This is a genomic window from Pseudomonas putida group bacterium ESBL64 (genome assembly GCF_045277175.1).
Taxonomy (GTDB): domain Bacteria; phylum Pseudomonadota; class Gammaproteobacteria; order Pseudomonadales; family Pseudomonadaceae; genus Aquipseudomonas; species Aquipseudomonas alloputida.
On sequence record NZ_CP145799.1, the window covers coordinates 1976718 to 1993344 of the forward strand.

General features: G+C 61.8%; 14 protein-coding genes and 1 pseudogene. 14 read left to right on the forward strand and 1 reads right to left on the reverse strand.

Going from position 1 to position 16627, the window contains the following annotated elements; all coding sequences use genetic code 11:
• Window positions 1-57 precede the first annotated feature (57 nt).
• A complete protein-coding gene (locus V6093_RS09155) occupies window positions 58-693 on the reverse strand; it encodes an aminotransferase class I/II-fold pyridoxal phosphate-dependent enzyme (protein ID WP_279840257.1) in 636 nt (211 codons plus the stop codon).
• 654 nt (window positions 694-1347) lie between these two features.
• On the opposite strand from V6093_RS09155, the pseudogene V6093_RS09160 reads away from it, so the two are divergent.
• The 14 genes and pseudogenes from V6093_RS09160 to nuoM all read left to right on the forward strand — a co-directional run.
• Window positions 1348-1809 (forward strand): annotated as a pseudogene (locus V6093_RS09160) (isocitrate lyase); the annotation flags it as partial.
• A gap of 290 nt (window positions 1810-2099) precedes the next feature.
• Window positions 2100-2762 (forward strand): lysoplasmalogenase, encoded by a 663-nt coding sequence (locus V6093_RS09165; RefSeq protein WP_047603429.1) that lies wholly within the window; start codon window positions 2100-2102, stop codon window positions 2760-2762.
• Between the two features lie 383 nt (window positions 2763-3145).
• Window positions 3146-3559, forward strand: coding sequence for an NADH-quinone oxidoreductase subunit A (locus V6093_RS09170; protein ID WP_003251427.1), 414 nt, complete (start codon window positions 3146-3148; stop codon window positions 3557-3559).
• 9 nt (window positions 3560-3568) lie between these two features.
• A complete protein-coding gene (locus tag V6093_RS09175) occupies window positions 3569-4246 on the forward strand; it encodes an NADH-quinone oxidoreductase subunit B family protein (protein ID WP_003251429.1) in 678 nt (225 codons plus the stop codon).
• Between the two features lie 79 nt (window positions 4247-4325).
• Window positions 4326-6107 carry an NADH-quinone oxidoreductase subunit C/D gene (nuoC, locus tag V6093_RS09180; protein WP_047603431.1) on the forward strand — a complete coding sequence of 594 codons (1782 nt, stop codon included), beginning with the start codon at window positions 4326-4328 and terminating at the stop codon, window positions 6105-6107.
• A 2-nt stretch (window positions 6108-6109) separates the two neighbouring features.
• Window positions 6110-6607, forward strand: a complete 498-nt coding sequence (gene nuoE, locus V6093_RS09185; RefSeq protein WP_003251433.1) for an NADH-quinone oxidoreductase subunit NuoE — start codon at window positions 6110-6112, stop codon at window positions 6605-6607.
• Window positions 6604-7965 carry an NADH-quinone oxidoreductase subunit NuoF gene (gene nuoF / locus V6093_RS09190; RefSeq protein ID WP_010954901.1) on the forward strand — a complete coding sequence of 454 codons (1362 nt, stop codon included), beginning with the start codon at window positions 6604-6606 and terminating at the stop codon, window positions 7963-7965. The genes nuoE and nuoF overlap by 4 nt, the downstream gene beginning before the upstream one ends.
• A gap of 132 nt (window positions 7966-8097) precedes the next feature.
• Window positions 8098-10812 (forward strand): NADH-quinone oxidoreductase subunit NuoG, encoded by a 2715-nt coding sequence (nuoG, locus tag V6093_RS09195; protein ID WP_012051769.1) that lies wholly within the window; start codon window positions 8098-8100, stop codon window positions 10810-10812.
• Complete coding sequence (gene nuoH / locus V6093_RS09200) at window positions 10809-11816, forward strand: NADH-quinone oxidoreductase subunit NuoH (protein ID WP_003251440.1); 1008 nt, start codon at window positions 10809-10811, stop codon at window positions 11814-11816. Before nuoG ends, nuoH begins: the two co-directional genes overlap by 4 nt.
• Window positions 11817-11827: 11 nt before the next feature.
• Complete coding sequence (nuoI, locus tag V6093_RS09205; RefSeq protein WP_003251442.1) at window positions 11828-12376, forward strand: NADH-quinone oxidoreductase subunit NuoI; 549 nt, start codon at window positions 11828-11830, stop codon at window positions 12374-12376.
• Window positions 12377-12386: 10 nt separating this feature from the next.
• Window positions 12387-12887, forward strand: a complete 501-nt coding sequence (gene nuoJ / locus V6093_RS09210; RefSeq protein ID WP_003251444.1) for an NADH-quinone oxidoreductase subunit J — start codon at window positions 12387-12389, stop codon at window positions 12885-12887.
• Window positions 12888-12890: 3 nt separating this feature from the next.
• Window positions 12891-13199 carry an NADH-quinone oxidoreductase subunit NuoK gene (gene nuoK, locus V6093_RS09215; RefSeq protein WP_003251446.1) on the forward strand — a complete coding sequence of 103 codons (309 nt, stop codon included), beginning with the start codon at window positions 12891-12893 and terminating at the stop codon, window positions 13197-13199.
• The gene (gene nuoL, locus V6093_RS09220; RefSeq protein ID WP_003251447.1) at window positions 13196-15049 is read left to right on the forward strand and encodes an NADH-quinone oxidoreductase subunit L; all 1854 of its coding nucleotides are present in this window, start codon (window positions 13196-13198) and stop codon (window positions 15047-15049) included. Before nuoK ends, nuoL begins: the two co-directional genes overlap by 4 nt.
• 40 nt (window positions 15050-15089) lie before the next feature.
• Window positions 15090-16622, forward strand: a complete 1533-nt coding sequence (gene nuoM / locus V6093_RS09225; RefSeq protein WP_003251448.1) for an NADH-quinone oxidoreductase subunit M — start codon at window positions 15090-15092, stop codon at window positions 16620-16622.
• Window positions 16623-16627: the final 5 nt, after the last annotated feature.

The window sequence follows — 16627 nt, forward strand, 5'->3', positions numbered from 1 at the left end:
TTCTTGGCTAACGCCGGTGACTGTTAGTGCGGGGCGTCCCTTCCCCGGACACTAGATTCATGCTTCTTGCAATGCCTGGATAAACGACTGCAGATCGTCGCCCTTTGGAATTGCCACTCGCAGCACGTTGGTCAGTAATGAACCAGCATGGGGATATCCTGAGCAATCGCTGAAACGTATCCTCGCCCTGTGCAAAGCTTTGGCCAAACGCTGATCAGGGCCGTCATCGAGTAGCAGGAAGTTGGCAAGAGTATCGATGACACCAATTCCCAAGCCTTGGCAACACTTAACAATCCGCGTACGCACCCAATCTTGGCTACCATGCGCCGCTGCGATTTCTGGCTGATTGGCCAGACAATGCAGGGCCGCCTTAACTGCCGCATGGTTGATATCCCAGGGGCCACGCAATTTGAGCAACTGCCTGACAGCATGCGTGCTGGCGACCACATAGCCGAGACGCAAACCTGCCAACCCGAAGTACTTGGAAAACGAGCGAATAACGAACAACTGCTCAAGGCCACTGAAGGCTCCAACGCAAGAGTGGCGCAGGTACTCGTAATAGCACTCATCAACAATAACCGGCTTATCCAGTTCAACGCAGCGAACTATCAAGCGCTGCAGATCATCAGGCTCAATTTGCACTCCCAACGGATTATTCGGATTGCACAAAATCAGCCCATCACTACCTGACAAGGCTTCGAGTACTACATCCTTTGGGCCAGTCGTTTATCGACCTCAAGCCCCAAGTAGGAGCATGAGCACATATTCATAAAGACATGCCCGTCTTGGTCGCGCAGGCGGCTGGATGGACAGTGGACCACACTGCGATCTGTCAGGCCAGACGCTTGGGCGAGTTCCCAAGACGCGTTACCCAACTCAATAGTGCGCTCGGTATTGATGAACAGGTTTCTTTGCTCTGACATAGCACCTCCATAAGCATGCACGCATACTTTACTGACAAAGAAAAAGGAAACTTCCTACAACAACCAATACAAACTATTTCTTGCCGCACCTCAATAAGTCAAGCTTGAGATACAATACCAACACCTTCCAACCAGGAAGGTCAACCCCAAAACAAAACCAGAGCATTCAGACGCGCAAAAATTCATGCCACAGGTGATTTCCAATGAAAATATCAAACAATCACCCCGCACCCGAAACTGCGAAGATAGAGCAAAATACAACCACACCAACCCAGAAATTATTTGTTGCACTTAGCCTTGGCAACCCACCTAAAAACCTTCTCTGTCTCTGGACTTAGTTGATTATATTCACCCCAATTTTGAGCACACCTACCGATAAGTCGCCCAACAGCTTTGGGCAGGCCATTACCCGTGACCTGCCCACCCGTACGCCGACCTGATCTGGTGTGAAACTGCCAAGCCAGACCTGGACGAAGCCCGCCGCTTCGCCGAGGCGATCAAGAAGGAGTACCCGGACCAGATCCTGTCGTACAACTGCTCGCCTTCCTTCAACTGGAAGAAAAACCTGGACGACGCCACCATCGCCAAGTTCCAGCGCGAATTGTCGGCCATGGGTTACAAGCATCAGTTCATCACCCTGGCTGGCATCCACAACATGTGGCACGGCATGTTCAACCTGGCGCACGACTACGCCCGCAACGACATGACCGCCTACGTGAAGCTGCAGGAGCAGGAATTCGCTGACGCCAGCAAGGGCTACACCTTCGTGGCGCACCAGCAGGAAGTGGGCACTGGCTACTTCGACGACATGACCACCGTGATCCAGGGCGGCGCTTCGTCGGTGACTGCACTGACCGGTTCGACCGAGGAAGAGCAGTTCCACTGATAGTGGGTTGCGGTTGAACCAAGGCCCGGGGCTTGTGAAAGCTCCGGGCCTTTGTTTTTACCCGAGAAAGGGCCGGGCCTGCTGGCCAATTTTTACCAGCCGTTCACCGTTGCCGCCGCTACCGTATTCGCGGGTAAACCCGCTCCTACACTAATCGGAAGGAGACACACATCGGCGATTGGGCGCAGGCCGCTGCAGAAACGGGTTTACCCGCGAAAGGGCCGGCACAGGCCGCAGCAAAACCCCGGATCAGGGCTATGCTTGTGGCAGCCCAGCAGCAAGGACCGCCCATGCCTCGTCCAAGCCACCTGATGATTCTCGCCCTGACCGCCGCTGCCCTCTATCTATATGCACTGGCCAGCGACAACACCCTGCTCGCCCTCATGACCAAACCCATCCCGGTGCTGGCCTTGATTGCCTGGCTGCGCAGCACCCCGGTTTCGCCTTATCGCACATGGATCTCGATCGGCCTGGCCTTCTCGGTACTCGGCGACATCCTGCTGGCCATCCCCGCCGACCTGTTCGTGTTCGGCTTGGCTGCTTTCCTTTGTGCCCACCTTGCTTACCTGCGCGGCTATTGCGGCATTACCCTGCGCCCCGCCCTGCCCGCACTGATCTTCAGCGCAATCACGGGCATCGCGCTGCTCGGTGTACTGGCCAGCCACGGCCTCGGCCCGTTGCTGATCCCGGTAGCGCTCTACGCCCTGGCCATCAGCGCCATGCTCTGGCGCGCACTGGCCTGCGGGGGAGTTGCAGCACTGGGTGCCGGCCTGTTCGTGTTCTCCGACAGCCTGATCGGCATCGACCGCTTCGTCAGCCCGTTCGCCGCCGCACCGTACCTGATCATCCTCGCCTACTGGCTCGGCCAATGGGCCATCGCTTCATCAGTCGGTCATCGCTCAACCGATAAAGTATTGACCCAGAGCGGTGCGCGCAGGACCGAGAGCTGCTAGAACAAGGGTTTTTTGCAATTGCAAGTAGGGGGAATCGCCAGATGAACTTTACAAGGCACAGAAGAGCCAAATTCAACGGCAGCAGCTCAAATGATATTAATTATCATTACAGGGGTTGCAATTCGTTACCTGCAGCAAGAAACATAATTAACAAAACCGCGCGTAATGCCCGAATTTCAAGGCTCTCAGCCAGTTACGAACGGTTTTTGTACTTAATCCTACGAATAAATTTGCGACAGAAATTTTACTTGCACCAGGTTTACCCATAAAATCAGCGCGATTGATTCGGCTGCGACATTTGGTCACTGCATGTGCGACGCCAAGTCGCCGCTCTACACTTATTTCAGACTGCAGAGCTGGGTCTCTGTATAAGGATTTCTAGCATGTCCGATTCGGCAGGACTCATCGCCCACAACTGGGGCTTTGCCATCTTCCTCCTGGGTGTCGTCGGCCTGTGCGCCTTCATGCTCGGCCTGTCCAGCCTGCTCGGTAGCAAGGCTTGGGGCCGCGCCAAGAACGAACCCTTCGAATCCGGCATGCTGCCCGTCGGCAGCGCTCGCCTGCGCCTGTCCGCCAAATTCTATCTGGTCGCGATGCTGTTCGTGATCTTCGATATCGAAGCCCTCTTTCTCTTTGCATGGTCTGTGTCCGTCCGCGAAAGCGGCTGGACCGGATTCGTCGAAGCACTCGTTTTCATAGCAATTCTGTTGGCAGGTCTTGTCTACCTATGGCGCGTCGGGGCACTTGATTGGGCTCCCGAAGGTCGCCGCAAGCGGCAAGCGAAGCTGAAACAATGAGGCTTTGGCATGCAATACAATCTCACCAGAATCGATCCGGATGCGCCCAACGAGCAGTACCCGGTCGGTGAACGGGAAACCGTCACCGATCAACTGCTAGAGGACCAGGTCCACAAGAACATCTTCATGGGCAAACTTGAAGATGTGCTGCGTGGCGCGGTCAATTGGGGCCGCAAGAACTCCCTCTGGCCGTACAACTTCGGCCTGTCCTGCTGCTACGTGGAAATGACCACGGCCTTCACGGCACCCCACGACATCGCCCGCTTCGGCGCCGAAGTCATCCGGGCCTCGCCGCGTCAGGCCGACTTCATGGTCATTGCCGGTACCTGCTTCGTGAAGATGGCGCCGATCATCCAGCGCCTGTACGAGCAGATGCTCGAACCAAAATGGGTCATTTCCATGGGTTCGTGCGCCAACTCCGGTGGCATGTACGACATCTACTCGGTCGTTCAGGGGGTCGACAAGTTCCTCCCCGTGGACGTCTATGTGCCTGGCTGCCCGCCACGCCCTGAGGCTTTCCTGCAAGGCTTGATGCTGTTGCAGGAGTCGATCGGCCAAGAACGACGCCCGCTTTCCTGGGTTGTTGGTGATCAAGGTATTTACCGTGCCGAGATGCCAGCCCAGAAAGACCTGCGTCGTGAGCAGCGCATTGCAGTAACCAACCTGCGCAGCCCCGACGAAGTCTGATCCAGCGACCTGCCGCCCGCTCCCGAAGGAGCCGGCGGCCTGGCTTCATTCTTAACGTTGACCCAAAGCGACCGAGACCATGACAGCGGACAACGCTATTTTCATTCCGCCCTACAAGGCTGACGACCAGGATGTGGTCGTCGAACTGAACAACCGTTTTGGCGCCGAAGCATTCGTCGCCCAGGAGACCCGCACCGGCATGCCCGTGCTGTGGGTAAAACGCGCCCAGCTCAAAGAGGTGCTCAGTTTCCTGCGCGGCATCGCCAAGCCTTACAGCATGCTGTACGACCTGCATGGCGTCGACGAGCGCCTGCGCACCCAGCGCCGTGGCCTGCCAGCCGCCGATTTCAGCGTGTTCTACCACCTGTTGTCGATCGAGCGTAACAGCGATGTGATGATCAAGGTGTCGCTCAGCGAAGGCGACCTGAACCTGCCGACCGTGACGGGCATCTGGCCAAACGCCAACTGGTACGAGCGCGAAGTCTGGGACATGTTCGGCATCGACTTTGCCGGCCACCCGCACCTCAGCCGCATCATGATGCCGCCGACCTGGGAAGGTCACCCGCTGCGCAAGGACTACCCTGCCCGTGCGACCGAGTTCGACCCCTACAGCCTGACCCTGGCCAAGCAGCAGCTTGAAGAGGAATCGGCACGCTTCAACCCGGAAGCCTGGGGCATGAAACGTCAGGGCGCCAACGAGGACTACATGTTCCTCAACCTCGGCCCCAACCACCCTTCGGCGCACGGTGCGTTCCGTATCGTCCTGCAGCTGGACGGTGAAGAAATCGTCGACTGCGTACCGGACATCGGCTACCACCACCGTGGTGCCGAAAAAATGGCCGAGCGCCAGTCCTGGCACAGCTTCATCCCCTATACCGACCGTATCGATTACCTCGGCGGGGTGATGAACAACCTGCCGTACGTGCTTGCGGTAGAGAAGCTGGCCGGCATCAAGGTGCCGCAGAAGGTCGACGTGATTCGCATCATGCTGGCCGAGTTCTTCCGCATCACCAGCCACCTGCTGTTCCTGGGTACCTACATCCAGGACGTCGGCGCCATGACCCCGGTGTTCTTCACCTTCACCGACCGCCAGCGCGCCTACACCGTGATCGAAGCGATCACCGGTTTCCGCCTGCACCCGGCCTGGTACCGCATCGGTGGCGTCGCCCACGACCTGCCACGTGGCTGGGACAAGCTGGTCAAGGACTTTGTCGAGTGGCTGCCCAAGCGCCTCGACGAATACACCAAGGCCGCCCTGCAAAACAGCATCCTCAAGGGCCGTACCATCGGCGTTGCCGCGTACAACACCAAGGAAGCGCTGGAGTGGGGCACCACCGGTGCCGGCTTGCGTGCCACCGGTTGCAACTTCGACCTGCGTAAAGCCCGTCCTTACTCCGGCTACGAAAACTTCGAGTTCGAAGTACCGCTGGCCCACAACGGCGATGCCTACGATCGCTGCATGGTCCGTGTCGAGGAGATGCGTCAGAGTATCCGCATCATCGACCAGTGCCTGCGCAACATGCCGGAAGGCCCGTACAAGGCGGATCACCCGCTGACCACGCCGCCGCCGAAAGAGCGCACCCTGCAGCACATCGAAACCCTGATCACGCACTTCCTGCAAGTCTCGTGGGGCCCGGTCATGCCGGCCAACGAGTCGTTCCAGATGATCGAAGCGACCAAGGGCATCAACAGTTACTACCTGACGAGCGATGGCGGCACCATGAGCTACCGCACCCGGATCCGCACCCCGAGCTACCCGCACCTGCAGCAGATCCCTTCGGTGATCAAAGGCAGCATGGTTGCCGACCTCATTGCGTACCTGGGCAGTATCGACTTCGTTATGGCTGACGTGGACCGCTAAGCATGAACAGCACGCTTATCCAGACAGACCGTTTCGCCCTGAGCGAAACCGAGCGCTCGGCCATCGAGCACGAAATGCATCACTACGAGGACCCGCGCGCGGCGTCCATCGAAGCCCTGAAGATCGTCCAGAAGGAGCGTGGCTGGGTGCCGGACGGCGCCATTCACGCCATCGGCGAAGTGCTGGGCATTCCGGCCAGCGACGTCGAGGGTGTCGCCACCTTCTACAGCCAGATCTTCCGCCAACCGGTCGGCCGCCACATCATCCGCGTGTGCGACAGCATGGTCTGCTACATCGGCGGCCATGAGTCGGTCGTCAGCCAGATCCAGAGCGAGCTGGGCATCGGCCTCGGCCAGACCACCGCCGACGGCCGTTTCACCCTGCTGCCCGTGTGCTGCCTGGGCAACTGCGACAAGGCCCCGGCACTGATGATCGACGACGACACCTTCGGTGACGTGCAGCCGGCTGGCGTTTCCAAACTGCTGGAGGGTTACGTATGACCATTACTTCCTTCGGCCCGGCCAACCGCATCGCGCGCTCGGCCGAAACCCACCCACTGACCTGGCGCCTGCGCGACGACGGCGAGCCGGTCTGGCTGGCCGAGTACGAATCGAAGAACGGCTACGCCGCAGCCCGCAAGGCGCTGGCGCAAATGTCCGCCGACGACATCGTGCAGAGCGTCAAGGACTCCGGCCTCAAAGGCCGTGGCGGCGCAGGCTTCCCCACTGGCGTGAAGTGGGGCCTGATGCCCAAAGACGAATCCATGAACATCCGCTACCTGCTGTGCAACGCGGACGAAATGGAGCCGAACACCTGGAAGGACCGCATGCTGATGGAGCAACAGCCCCATCTGCTGGTCGAGGGCATGCTGATCAGCGCCCGCGCCCTGAAGGCCTACCGCGGCTACATCTTCCTGCGTGGCGAGTACACCACCGCAGCGAAAAACCTCAACCGTGCCATCGATGAAGCCAAGGCCGCCGGCCTGCTGGGCAAGAACATCCTGGGCAGCGGTTTCGATTTCGAGCTGTTCGTGCACACCGGTGCCGGCCGCTACATCTGCGGTGAAGAAACCGCGCTGATCAACTCGCTGGAAGGCCGCCGCGCCAACCCGCGCTCCAAGCCGCCCTTCCCTGCCGCCGTTGGCGTGTGGGGCAAGCCGACGTGCGTGAACAACGTCGAAACCCTGTGCAACGTCCCGGCCATCGTCGCCAACGGCAACGACTGGTACAAGTCGCTGGCCCGCGAAGGCAGCGAGGACCACGGCACCAAGCTGATGGGCTTCTCCGGCAAGGTGAAGAATCCAGGCCTGTGGGAACTGCCATTTGGCGTTACCGCACGCGAACTGTTCGAAGACTACGCCGGTGGCATGCGTGATGGCTTCAAGCTCAAGTGCTGGCAGCCAGGCGGCGCCGGTACCGGCTTCCTGCTGCCCGAGCACCTTGATGCACAAATGTACGCCGGTGGGATCGCCAAGGTCGGCACCCGTATGGGTACTGGCTTGGCCATGGCGGTCGACGACAGCATCAACATGGTGTCGCTGCTGCGCAACATGGAAGAGTTCTTCGCCCGCGAATCGTGCGGCTGGTGCACCCCATGCCGTGACGGCCTGCCGTGGAGCGTGAAGATGCTGCGCGCACTGGAAAACGGCCAAGGCCGCGCCGAGGACATCGAGACGCTGCTGGGACTGGTCAACTTCCTCGGCCCGGGCCGTACCTTCTGTGCTCACGCACCGGGTGCCGTCGAGCCGCTGGGCAGTGCCATCAAATACTTCCGCTCGGAGTTCGAGGCCGGTGTGGCGCCAGAAAGCGCTGCCACCCTGCGCCCCGACCTGGCGAAGCCGATCGTGGTCGGCGCATAACAAGATGATTAGGCGGGTGGTCCGTGCCACTCGCCAGCTTACCGGCAGGCCCGAGCAATCGAGGCGTGTCGCAAGCTCACCGATTTCCATTAGCCACGCCCGCTCACGCGGGCCAACGAAGAACTTTGAACAATGGCCACTATCCACGTAGACGGCAAAGCGCTCGAAGTCAACGGTGCAGACAACCTGTTACAGGCATGTCTGTCGCTCGGCCTCGACATCCCTTATTTCTGCTGGCACCCGGCGCTTGGTAGCGTTGGCGCCTGCCGGCAGTGCGCAGTCAAGCAGTACACCGACGAGAACGACACCCGTGGTCGTATCGTCATGTCCTGCATGACCCCTGCTTCCGACGGCACCTGGATTTCCATCGACGATGAAGAGTCGAAGGCGTTCCGCGCCAGCGTCGTCGAATGGCTGATGACCAACCACCCGCACGACTGCCCGGTGTGCGAGGAAGGCGGTCACTGCCACCTGCAGGACATGACGGTAATGACCGGCCACAACGAGCGCCGCTACCGTTTCACCAAGCGTACCCACCAGAACCAGGACCTCGGCCCGTTCATCGCCCATGAGATGAACCGCTGCATCGCCTGCTACCGCTGCGTGCGCTATTACAAGGACTACGCCGGTGGTACCGACCTGGGCGTATACGGCGCCCACGACAACGTGTACTTCGGCCGCGTCGAAGACGGTGTGCTGGAAAGCGAGTTCTCCGGCAACCTGACCGAGGTCTGCCCGACCGGCGTATTTACCGACAAGACCCACTCCGAGCGCTACAACCGCAAGTGGGACATGCAGTTCGCCCCAAGCATCTGCCACGGCTGTTCCAGCGGCTGCAACATCAGCCCGGGTGAGCGTTACGGCGAACTGCGCCGTATCGAAAACCGCTTCAACGGTTCGGTCAACCAGTACTTCCTGTGCGACCGCGGCCGCTTCGGCTACGGCTACGTCAACCGCAAGGACCGCCCACGCCAGCCACAACTGGCCGACGGTACCAAGCTAGGCCTGGACGCCGCCCTGGACAAGGCCGCCGACCTGCTGCGCGGCCGTACCATCGTCGGTATCGGCTCGCCACGCGCCAGCCTCGAAAGCAACTACGGCCTGCGTGAGCTGGTCGGCGCCGAGTACTTCTACTCGGGCATGGAAGCGGGCGAACTGGCCCGCGTACGCCTGGCCCTGAACGTGCTGAACAACAGCCCGCTGCCCGTGCCGACCCTGCGCGACATCGAAGACCACGACGCCGTGTTCGTGCTCGGTGAAGACCTGACCCAGACCGCTGCCCGCGTTGCCCTGGCCGTGCGCCAGGCCACCAAAGGCAAGGCCGAGGCCATGGCCGAAGCAATGAAAGTGCAACCTTGGCTCGACGCTGCCGTGAAGAACATCGGCCAGCACGCGCTGTACCCGCTGTTCATCGCGTCCCTGGCGGAAACCAAGCTGGACGACGTCGCCGAAGAGTGCGTACACGCCGCGCCGGCCGACCTGGCCCGCATCGGTTTCGCCGTGGCCCACGCCATCGACCCGAGCGCCCCTGCCGTCGCCGGCCTGGACGACGAAGCCAAGGCCCTGGCCCAGCGCATCGCCGACGCCCTGGTCGCCGCCAAGCGCCCACTGGTCGTTGCCGGTACGTCGCTGGCCGACCCAGCGCTGATCGAAGCCGCCGCTAACATCGCCAAAGCCCTGAAGCTGCGCGAGAAAAACGGCTCGCTGAGCCTGGTGGTACCTGAGGCCAACAGCCTTGGCCTGGCCATGCTCGGTGGCGAGTCGGTCGATGCCGCGCTGGACGCGGTCATCAGCGGCAAGGCCGATGCCATCGTCGTGCTGGAAAACGACCTGTACGCCCGCGTACCGGCCGCCAAGGTCGATGCAGCCCTGGCTGCGGCCAAGGTGGTGATCGTTGCCGACCACTCCAAAACTGCCACCGTCGACCGCGCCCACCTGGTGCTGCCGGCCGCCTCGTTCGCCGAGGGTGACGGTACCCTGGTCAGCCAGGAAGGCCGTGCCCAGCGCTTCTTCCAGGTGTTCGACCCGCAGTACCTGGACAGCAGCATCCAGATCCACGAAGGCTGGCGCTGGATGCACGCCCTGCGTGCCACCCTGCTGAACAAGCCGGTCGACTGGACCCAGCTGGACCACGTCACCAGCGCCTGCGCCGAAGCCGCCCCGCAACTGGCCGGCATCGTCAACGCCGCGCCAAGCGCTGCGTTCCGCATCAAGGGCATGAAGCTGGCCCGTGAGCCGCTGCGCTACTCCGGCCGTACCGCCATGCGTGCCAACATCAGCGTGCACGAGCCGCGCACCCCGCAAGACAAGGACACCGCGTTCGCCTTCTCCATGGAAGGCTACTCGGGTTCGGCCGAACCGCGCCAGCAGGTGCCGTTCGCCTGGTCGCCGGGCTGGAACTCCCCACAAGCCTGGAACAAGTTTCAGGACGAGGTCGGTGGCCACCTGCGTGCCGGTGACCCAGGCGTACGCCTGATCGAATCGCAAGGCGACCGCCTGAACTGGTTCAACGCCATTCCGGGGGCCTTCAACCCGGCCCGTGGCACCTGGACTGCCGTACCGTTCTTCCACCTGTTCGGCAGCGAAGAAAGCTCCTCGCGCGCCGCCCCGGTTCAAGAACGCATCCCGGCTGCCTACGTAGCCCTGGCCAAGTCCGAAGCCGACCGCCTGGGCGTCAACGAGGGTGCCCTGCTGAGCCTGAACGTCGCCGGTGTGGCCCTGCGCCTGCCGCTGCGTATCAATGAAGAGCTGGGCGCTGGCCTGGTCGCGCTGCCGAAAGGCCTGGCTGGCATTCCGCCTGCCATCTTCGGTGCATCCGTCGAAGGTCTGCAGGAGGCAGCACAATGAGCTGGTTCACCCCCGAAGTGATCGATGTGATCCTCACCGTGCTGCGGGCCATCGTGGTCCTGCTGGCCGTGGTGGTCTGCGGTGCGCTGCTCAGCTTCGTCGAGCGCCGCCTGCTGGGCTGGTGGCAGGACCGCTACGGTCCGAACCGCGTCGGCCCGTTCGGCATGTTCCAGATCGCTGCCGACATGCTGAAGATGTTCTTCAAGGAAGACTGGAACCCACCCTTCGTCGACCGCGTGATCTTCACCCTGGCACCGGTAGTGGCCATGAGCGCCCTGCTGATCGCCTTCGTGGTCATCCCGATCACCCCGACCTGGGGCGTTGCCGACCTGAACATCGGCCTGCTGTTCTTCTTCGCCATGGCCGGCCTGTCGGTCTACGCGGTGCTGTTCGCCGGCTGGTCGTCGAACAACAAGTACGCCCTGCTGGGCAGCTTGCGTGCTTCGGCACAGACCGTGTCGTACGAGGTGTTCCTGGGCCTGGCGCTGATGGGCGTGGTGGTGCAGGTGGGCTCGTTCAACATGCGCGACATCGTTGAGTACCAGGCGCAGAACCTGTGGTTCATCATTCCGCAGTTCTTCGGCTTCTGCACCTTCTTCATCGCTGGCGTCGCCGTGACTCACCGTCACCCGTTCGACCAGCCGGAAGCAGAACAGGAACTGGCCGACGGCTACCACATCGAGTATGCCGGCATGAAGTGGGGCATGTTCTTCGTCGGTGAGTACATCGGCATCATCCTCATCTCGGCGCTGCTGGTAACCCTGTTCTTCGGCGGCTGGCACGGCCCGTTCGGCATCCTGCCGCAACTGTCGTTCCTGTGGTTCGCCCTGAAGACCGCGTTCTTCATCATGCTGTTCATCCTGCTGCGCGCCTCGATCCCGCGCCCACGCTATGACCAGGTGATGGACTTCAGCTGGAAGTTCTGCCTGCCGCTGACCCTGATCAATTTGCTGGTGACCGCTGCGATCGTGCTCTACAACACGCCAGCCGTCGCGGCCCAGTGAGGATTTGACCCATGTTCAAGTATATCGGCGACATCGTTAAGGGCACCGGCACCCAGCTGCGCAGCCTGGCAATGGTGTTCTCCCACGGGTTCCGCAAGCGCGACACCCTGCAGTACCCCGAAGAACCCGTGTACCTGCCGCCGCGCTACCGCGGCCGCATCGTCCTCACCCGCGACCCCGATGGCGAGGAGCGCTGCGTAGCGTGCAACCTCTGCGCGGTGGCCTGCCCGGTTGGCTGCATTTCGCTGCAGAAGGCCGAGACAGAGGACGGCCGCTGGTACCCGGAGTTCTTCCGCATCAACTTCTCGCGTTGCATTTTCTGCGGCCTGTGTGAAGAAGCGTGCCCGACCACCGCGATCCAGCTGACTCCGGATTTCGAAATGGCCGAGTTCAAGCGTCAGGACCTGGTGTACGAGAAAGAAGATCTGCTGATCTCCGGCCCCGGCAAGAACCCTGACTACAACTTCTACCGTGTTGCGGGTATGGCAATCGCTGGCAAGCCGAAGGGCTCTGCACAGAACGAAGCCGAGCCGATCAACGTGAAGAGCTTGCTCCCATAAGGACAGAAAGATGGAATTCGCTTTCTACTTCGCATCCGGGATCGCCGTGGTCTCCACCCTTCGGGTGGTAACTGGCACCAACCCCGTGCACGCCTTGCTTTACCTGATCATTTCGCTGATTTCCGTGGCCATGATCTTCTTCGCCCTGGGTGCGCCGTTTGCCGGCGCCCTGGAAGTGATCGCCTACGCCGGCGCCATCATGGTGCTGTTCGTGTTCGTGGTGATGATGCTCAACCTCGGGCCGGCTTCGGTCGCCCAGGAACGGGGCTGGCTCAAGCCCGGTATCTGGGCAGGGCCGGTGATCCTCGGCACCCTGCTGCTGGCGGAGCTGCTGTACGTCCTGTTCGTCGCCCCGAGCGGCGCCGGCATCAGCGGTACCACCGTGGGCCCGAAAGCCGTGGGCATCAGCCTGTTCGGCCCGTACCTGCTGGTGGTCGAACTGGCGTCGATGCTGCTGCTGGCTGCAGCCGTCACCGCCTTCCACCTGGGCCGCAACGAGGCGAAGGAGTAAATCATGGGTGCTATCCCTCTCGAGCATGGTCTGGCGGTCGCCGGCATCCTGTTCTGCTTAGGTCTGGTTGGCCTGATGGTCCGCCGCAACATCCTCTTCGTGCTCATGAGCTTGGAAGTCATGATGAACGCCTCTGCCCTGGCGTTCGTCGTCGCCGGTGCCCGTTGGGTCCAGCCCGACGGCCAGGTGATGTTCATTCTGGTGATCAGCCTGGCAGCCGCCGAGGCCAGCATTGGCCTGGCCATCCTGCTGCAGCTGTATCGCCGCTTCCACACTCTCGACATCGATGCTGCCAGTGAGATGCGCGGATGAACCTTCTCTTCCTGACTTTCGTCTTTCCCCTCATCGGCTTCCTGCTGCTGTCGTTCTCGCGCGGACGGTTCTCGGAGAACCTGTCCGCCCTGATCGGCGTCGGCTCGGTAGGCCTGTCGGCCGCCACGGCCGCTTACGTCATCTGGCAGTTCAACGTCGCCCCGCCTGAGGGCGGCGCGTACAGCCAGCTGCTGTGGCAGTGGATGTCGGTGGACGGCTTCGCGCCGAACTTCACCCTGTACCTGGACGGCCTGTCGGTCACCATGCTCGGTGTGGTGACCGGTGTCGGCTTCCTGATCCACCTGTTCGCATCCTGGTACATGCGTGGCGAAGCCGGCTACTCGCGCTTCTTCTCGTACACCAACCTGTTCATCGCCAGCATGCTGTTCCTGATCCTTGGCGATAACCTGCTGTTCATCTACTTCGGCTGGGAAGGCGTGGGCCTGTGCTCGTACCTGTTGATCGGTTTCTACTACAGCAACCGCAACAACGGTAACGCGGCACTCAAGGCATTCATCGTCACCCGTATCGGCGACGTGTTCATGGCCATCGGCCTGTTCATCCTGTTCGCCCAGCTGGGCACCCTGAACGTGCAGGAACTGCTGGTGCTGGCACCGCAGAAGTTCCAGGCTGGCGACACCTGGATGGTGCTGGCCACGCTGATGCTGCTGGGTGGTGCGGTCGGTAAATCGGCACAGCTGCCACTGCAGACCTGGCTGGCCGACGCCATGGCGGGCCCGACTCCGGTTTCGGCACTGATCCACGCCGCAACCATGGTGACCGCGGGCGTGTACCTGATCGCCCGTACCAACGGCCTGTTCCTGCTGGCGCCGGACATCCTGCACCTTGTAGGTGTGGTCGGTGGCGTGACCCTGGTACTGGCAGGCTTCGCTGCGCTGGTACAGACCGATATCAAGCGTATCCTCGCCTACTCGACCATGAGCCAGATCGGCTACATGTTCCTGGCCCTGGGCGTGGGTGCCTGGGACGCGGCGATCTTCCACCTGATGACCCACGCCTTCTTCAAGGCCCTGCTGTTCCTTGCCTCCGGTGCGGTGATCGTTGCCTGCCACCACGAGCAGAACATCTTCAAGATGGGCGGCCTGTGGAAGAAGCTGCCGCTGGCCTACGCCAGCTTCGTGGTCGGTGGTGCGGCACTGGCGGCCCTGCCGATCGTGACCGTGGGCTTCTACTCCAAGGACGAGATCCTCTGGGAAGCCTTCGCCAGCGGCAACACCGGCCTGCTGTATGCCGGCCTGGTAGGCGCGTTCATGACCTCGCTGTACACCTTCCGCCTGATCTTCATCGCCTTCCACGGCGAAGCCAAGACCGAAGCCCACGCGGGCCACGGCATCAGCCACTGGCTGCCGCTGGGCGTGCTGATCGTGCTGTCGACCTTCGTCGGCGCCTGGATCACCCCGCCGCTGGCCGGTGTGCTGCCAGAAAGCGCCGGCCATGCCGGTGGCGAAGCCAAGCACGCGCTGGAGATCACCTCGGGTGCCATCGCCATCGCCGGTATCCTGCTGGCCGCCCTGCTGTTCCTGGGCAAGCGCCGCTTCGTCAGCGCCGTCGCCAACAGTGGCATCGGTCGCGTCCTGTCGGCCTGGTGGTTCGCTGCCTGGGGCTTCGACTGGATCTACGACAAGCTTTTCGTCAAACCGTACCTGCTGATCAGCCACATCCTGCGCAAGGACCCGGTTGACCGCACCATCGGCCTGATTCCTCGGATGGCGCGTGGTGGCCACGTGGCCATGAGCAAGACCGAGACTGGCCAACTGCGCTGGTACACCGCCTCTATCGCCGTGGGTGCCGTGCTGGTGCTCGGTGCCGTGGTAGTGGCTGCGGTATGACTATGAATCTTGCGACTTTGCCAAAGGAAACCAACCCGTCATGATTTTGCCTTGGCTGATCCTGATCCCCTTCATCGGCGGCTTCCTGTGCTGGCTGGGTGAGCGCTTCGGCGCCACCCTGCCGCGCTGGATCGCGCTGCTTACCATGTCCCTGCTGCTTGGCATCGGCCTGTGGCTGTGGGGTACCGGCGACTACACCCTTGCTCCCGCCCCGGGCGCCGAACCGGCCTGGGCCCTGGAATACAAAGTCCAGTGGATCCAGCGCTTCGGCATCAGCATCCACCTGGCCCTTGATGGCCTGTCGCTGCTGATGATCCTGCTCACCGGCCTGCTCGGTGTGCTGTCGGTACTGTGTTCCTGGAAAGAGATCCAGCGCCACGTCGGCTTCTTCCACCTCAACCTGATGTGGATCCTCGGCGGCGTGGTCGGTGTGTTCCTGGCCCTGGACCTGTTCCTGTTCTTCTTCTTCTGGGAAATGATGCTGGTGCCGATGTACTTCCTCATCGCGCTCTGGGGTCACAGCTCGGCAGACGGCAAGAAGACCCGGATCTACGCGGCGACCAAGTTCTTCATCTTCACCCAGGCCAGCGGCCTGATCATGCTGGTGGCGATCCTGGGCCTGGTGCTGGTCAACTACAACACCACTGGCGTGCTCACCTTCAACTACAGCGACCTGCTCAAGGCCGAGCTGCCTGCCGGTGTCGAGTACGTGCTGATGCTGGGCTTCTTCATCGCCTTCGCGGTGAAGCTGCCGGTGGTGCCGTTCCACTCCTGGCTGCCTGACGCTCACGCCCAGGCACCGACCGCAGGCTCGGTGGACCTGGCGGGTATCTTGCTGAAGACCGCGGCCTACGGCCTGCTGCGCTTCGCCCTGCCGCTGTTCCCGAACGCCTCGGCCGAGTTCGCGCCGATCGCCATGACCCTGGGCCTGATCGGTATCTTCTACGGTGCCTTCCTGGCCTTCGCACAAACCGACATCAAGCGCCTGATCGCCTTCTCCAGCGTCTCGCACATGGGCTTCGTGCTGATCGGTATCTACTCCGGCAGCCAGCAGGCCCTGCAAGGTGCGGTGATCCAGATGCTGGCCCACGGCCTGTCGGCTGCGGCACTGTTCATCCTGTCTGGCCAGCTGTACGAGCGCCTGCACACCCGTGACATGCGCCAGATGGGTGGCCTGTGGCACCGCATCGCTTACCTGCCGGCCATCAGCCTGTTCTTCGCAGCGGCATCGCTGGGCCTGCCAGGCACCGGCAACTTCGTCGGCGAGTTCCTGATCCTGATCGGCAGCTTCGTGCATGTACCGTGGATCACCGTGATTGCCACCACCGGCCTGGTGTTCGGTTCGGTGTACTCGCTGATCATGATCCACCGCGCCTACTTCGGCCCGGCCAAGACCGACACCGTGCTGGCCGGCATGGACGGTCGCGAACTGATCATGGTTCTGGGTCTGGCGGTATTGCTGATCCTGCTGGGCGTGTATCCGCAGCCGTTCCTCGACACCTCTGCCGCCACCATGAGTGGTGTGCAGCAGTGGCTCGGATCCGCTTTCACTCAACTCGCTTCGGCCCGGTAAGAGCG

Excerpts from the sequence above, each read along its gene's own strand:
- nuoG (WP_012051769.1), top strand. The coding sequence starts at position 8,098 with ATGGCCACTATCCACGTAGACGGCAAAGCGCTCGAAGTCAACGGTGCA.
- nuoJ (WP_003251444.1), top strand. The coding sequence starts at position 12,387 with ATGGAATTCGCTTTCTACTTCGCATCCGGGATCGCCGTGGTCTCCACC.
- nuoI (WP_003251442.1), top strand. The coding sequence starts at position 11,828 with ATGTTCAAGTATATCGGCGACATCGTTAAGGGCACCGGCACCCAGCTG.
- nuoF (WP_010954901.1), top strand. The coding sequence starts at position 6,604 with ATGACCATTACTTCCTTCGGCCCGGCCAACCGCATCGCGCGCTCGGCC.
- V6093_RS09165 (WP_047603429.1), top strand. The coding sequence starts at position 2,100 with ATGCCTCGTCCAAGCCACCTGATGATTCTCGCCCTGACCGCCGCTGCC.
- nuoH (WP_003251440.1), top strand. The coding sequence starts at position 10,809 with ATGAGCTGGTTCACCCCCGAAGTGATCGATGTGATCCTCACCGTGCTG.
- nuoM (WP_003251448.1), top strand. The coding sequence starts at position 15,090 with ATGATTTTGCCTTGGCTGATCCTGATCCCCTTCATCGGCGGCTTCCTG.
- V6093_RS09175 (WP_003251429.1), top strand. The coding sequence starts at position 3,569 with ATGCAATACAATCTCACCAGAATCGATCCGGATGCGCCCAACGAGCAG.
- nuoE (WP_003251433.1), top strand. The coding sequence starts at position 6,110 with ATGAACAGCACGCTTATCCAGACAGACCGTTTCGCCCTGAGCGAAACC.
- nuoL (WP_003251447.1), top strand. The coding sequence starts at position 13,196 with ATGAACCTTCTCTTCCTGACTTTCGTCTTTCCCCTCATCGGCTTCCTG.
- nuoK (WP_003251446.1), top strand. The coding sequence starts at position 12,891 with ATGGGTGCTATCCCTCTCGAGCATGGTCTGGCGGTCGCCGGCATCCTG.
- V6093_RS09170 (WP_003251427.1), top strand. The coding sequence starts at position 3,146 with ATGTCCGATTCGGCAGGACTCATCGCCCACAACTGGGGCTTTGCCATC.
- nuoC (WP_047603431.1), top strand. The coding sequence starts at position 4,326 with ATGACAGCGGACAACGCTATTTTCATTCCGCCCTACAAGGCTGACGAC.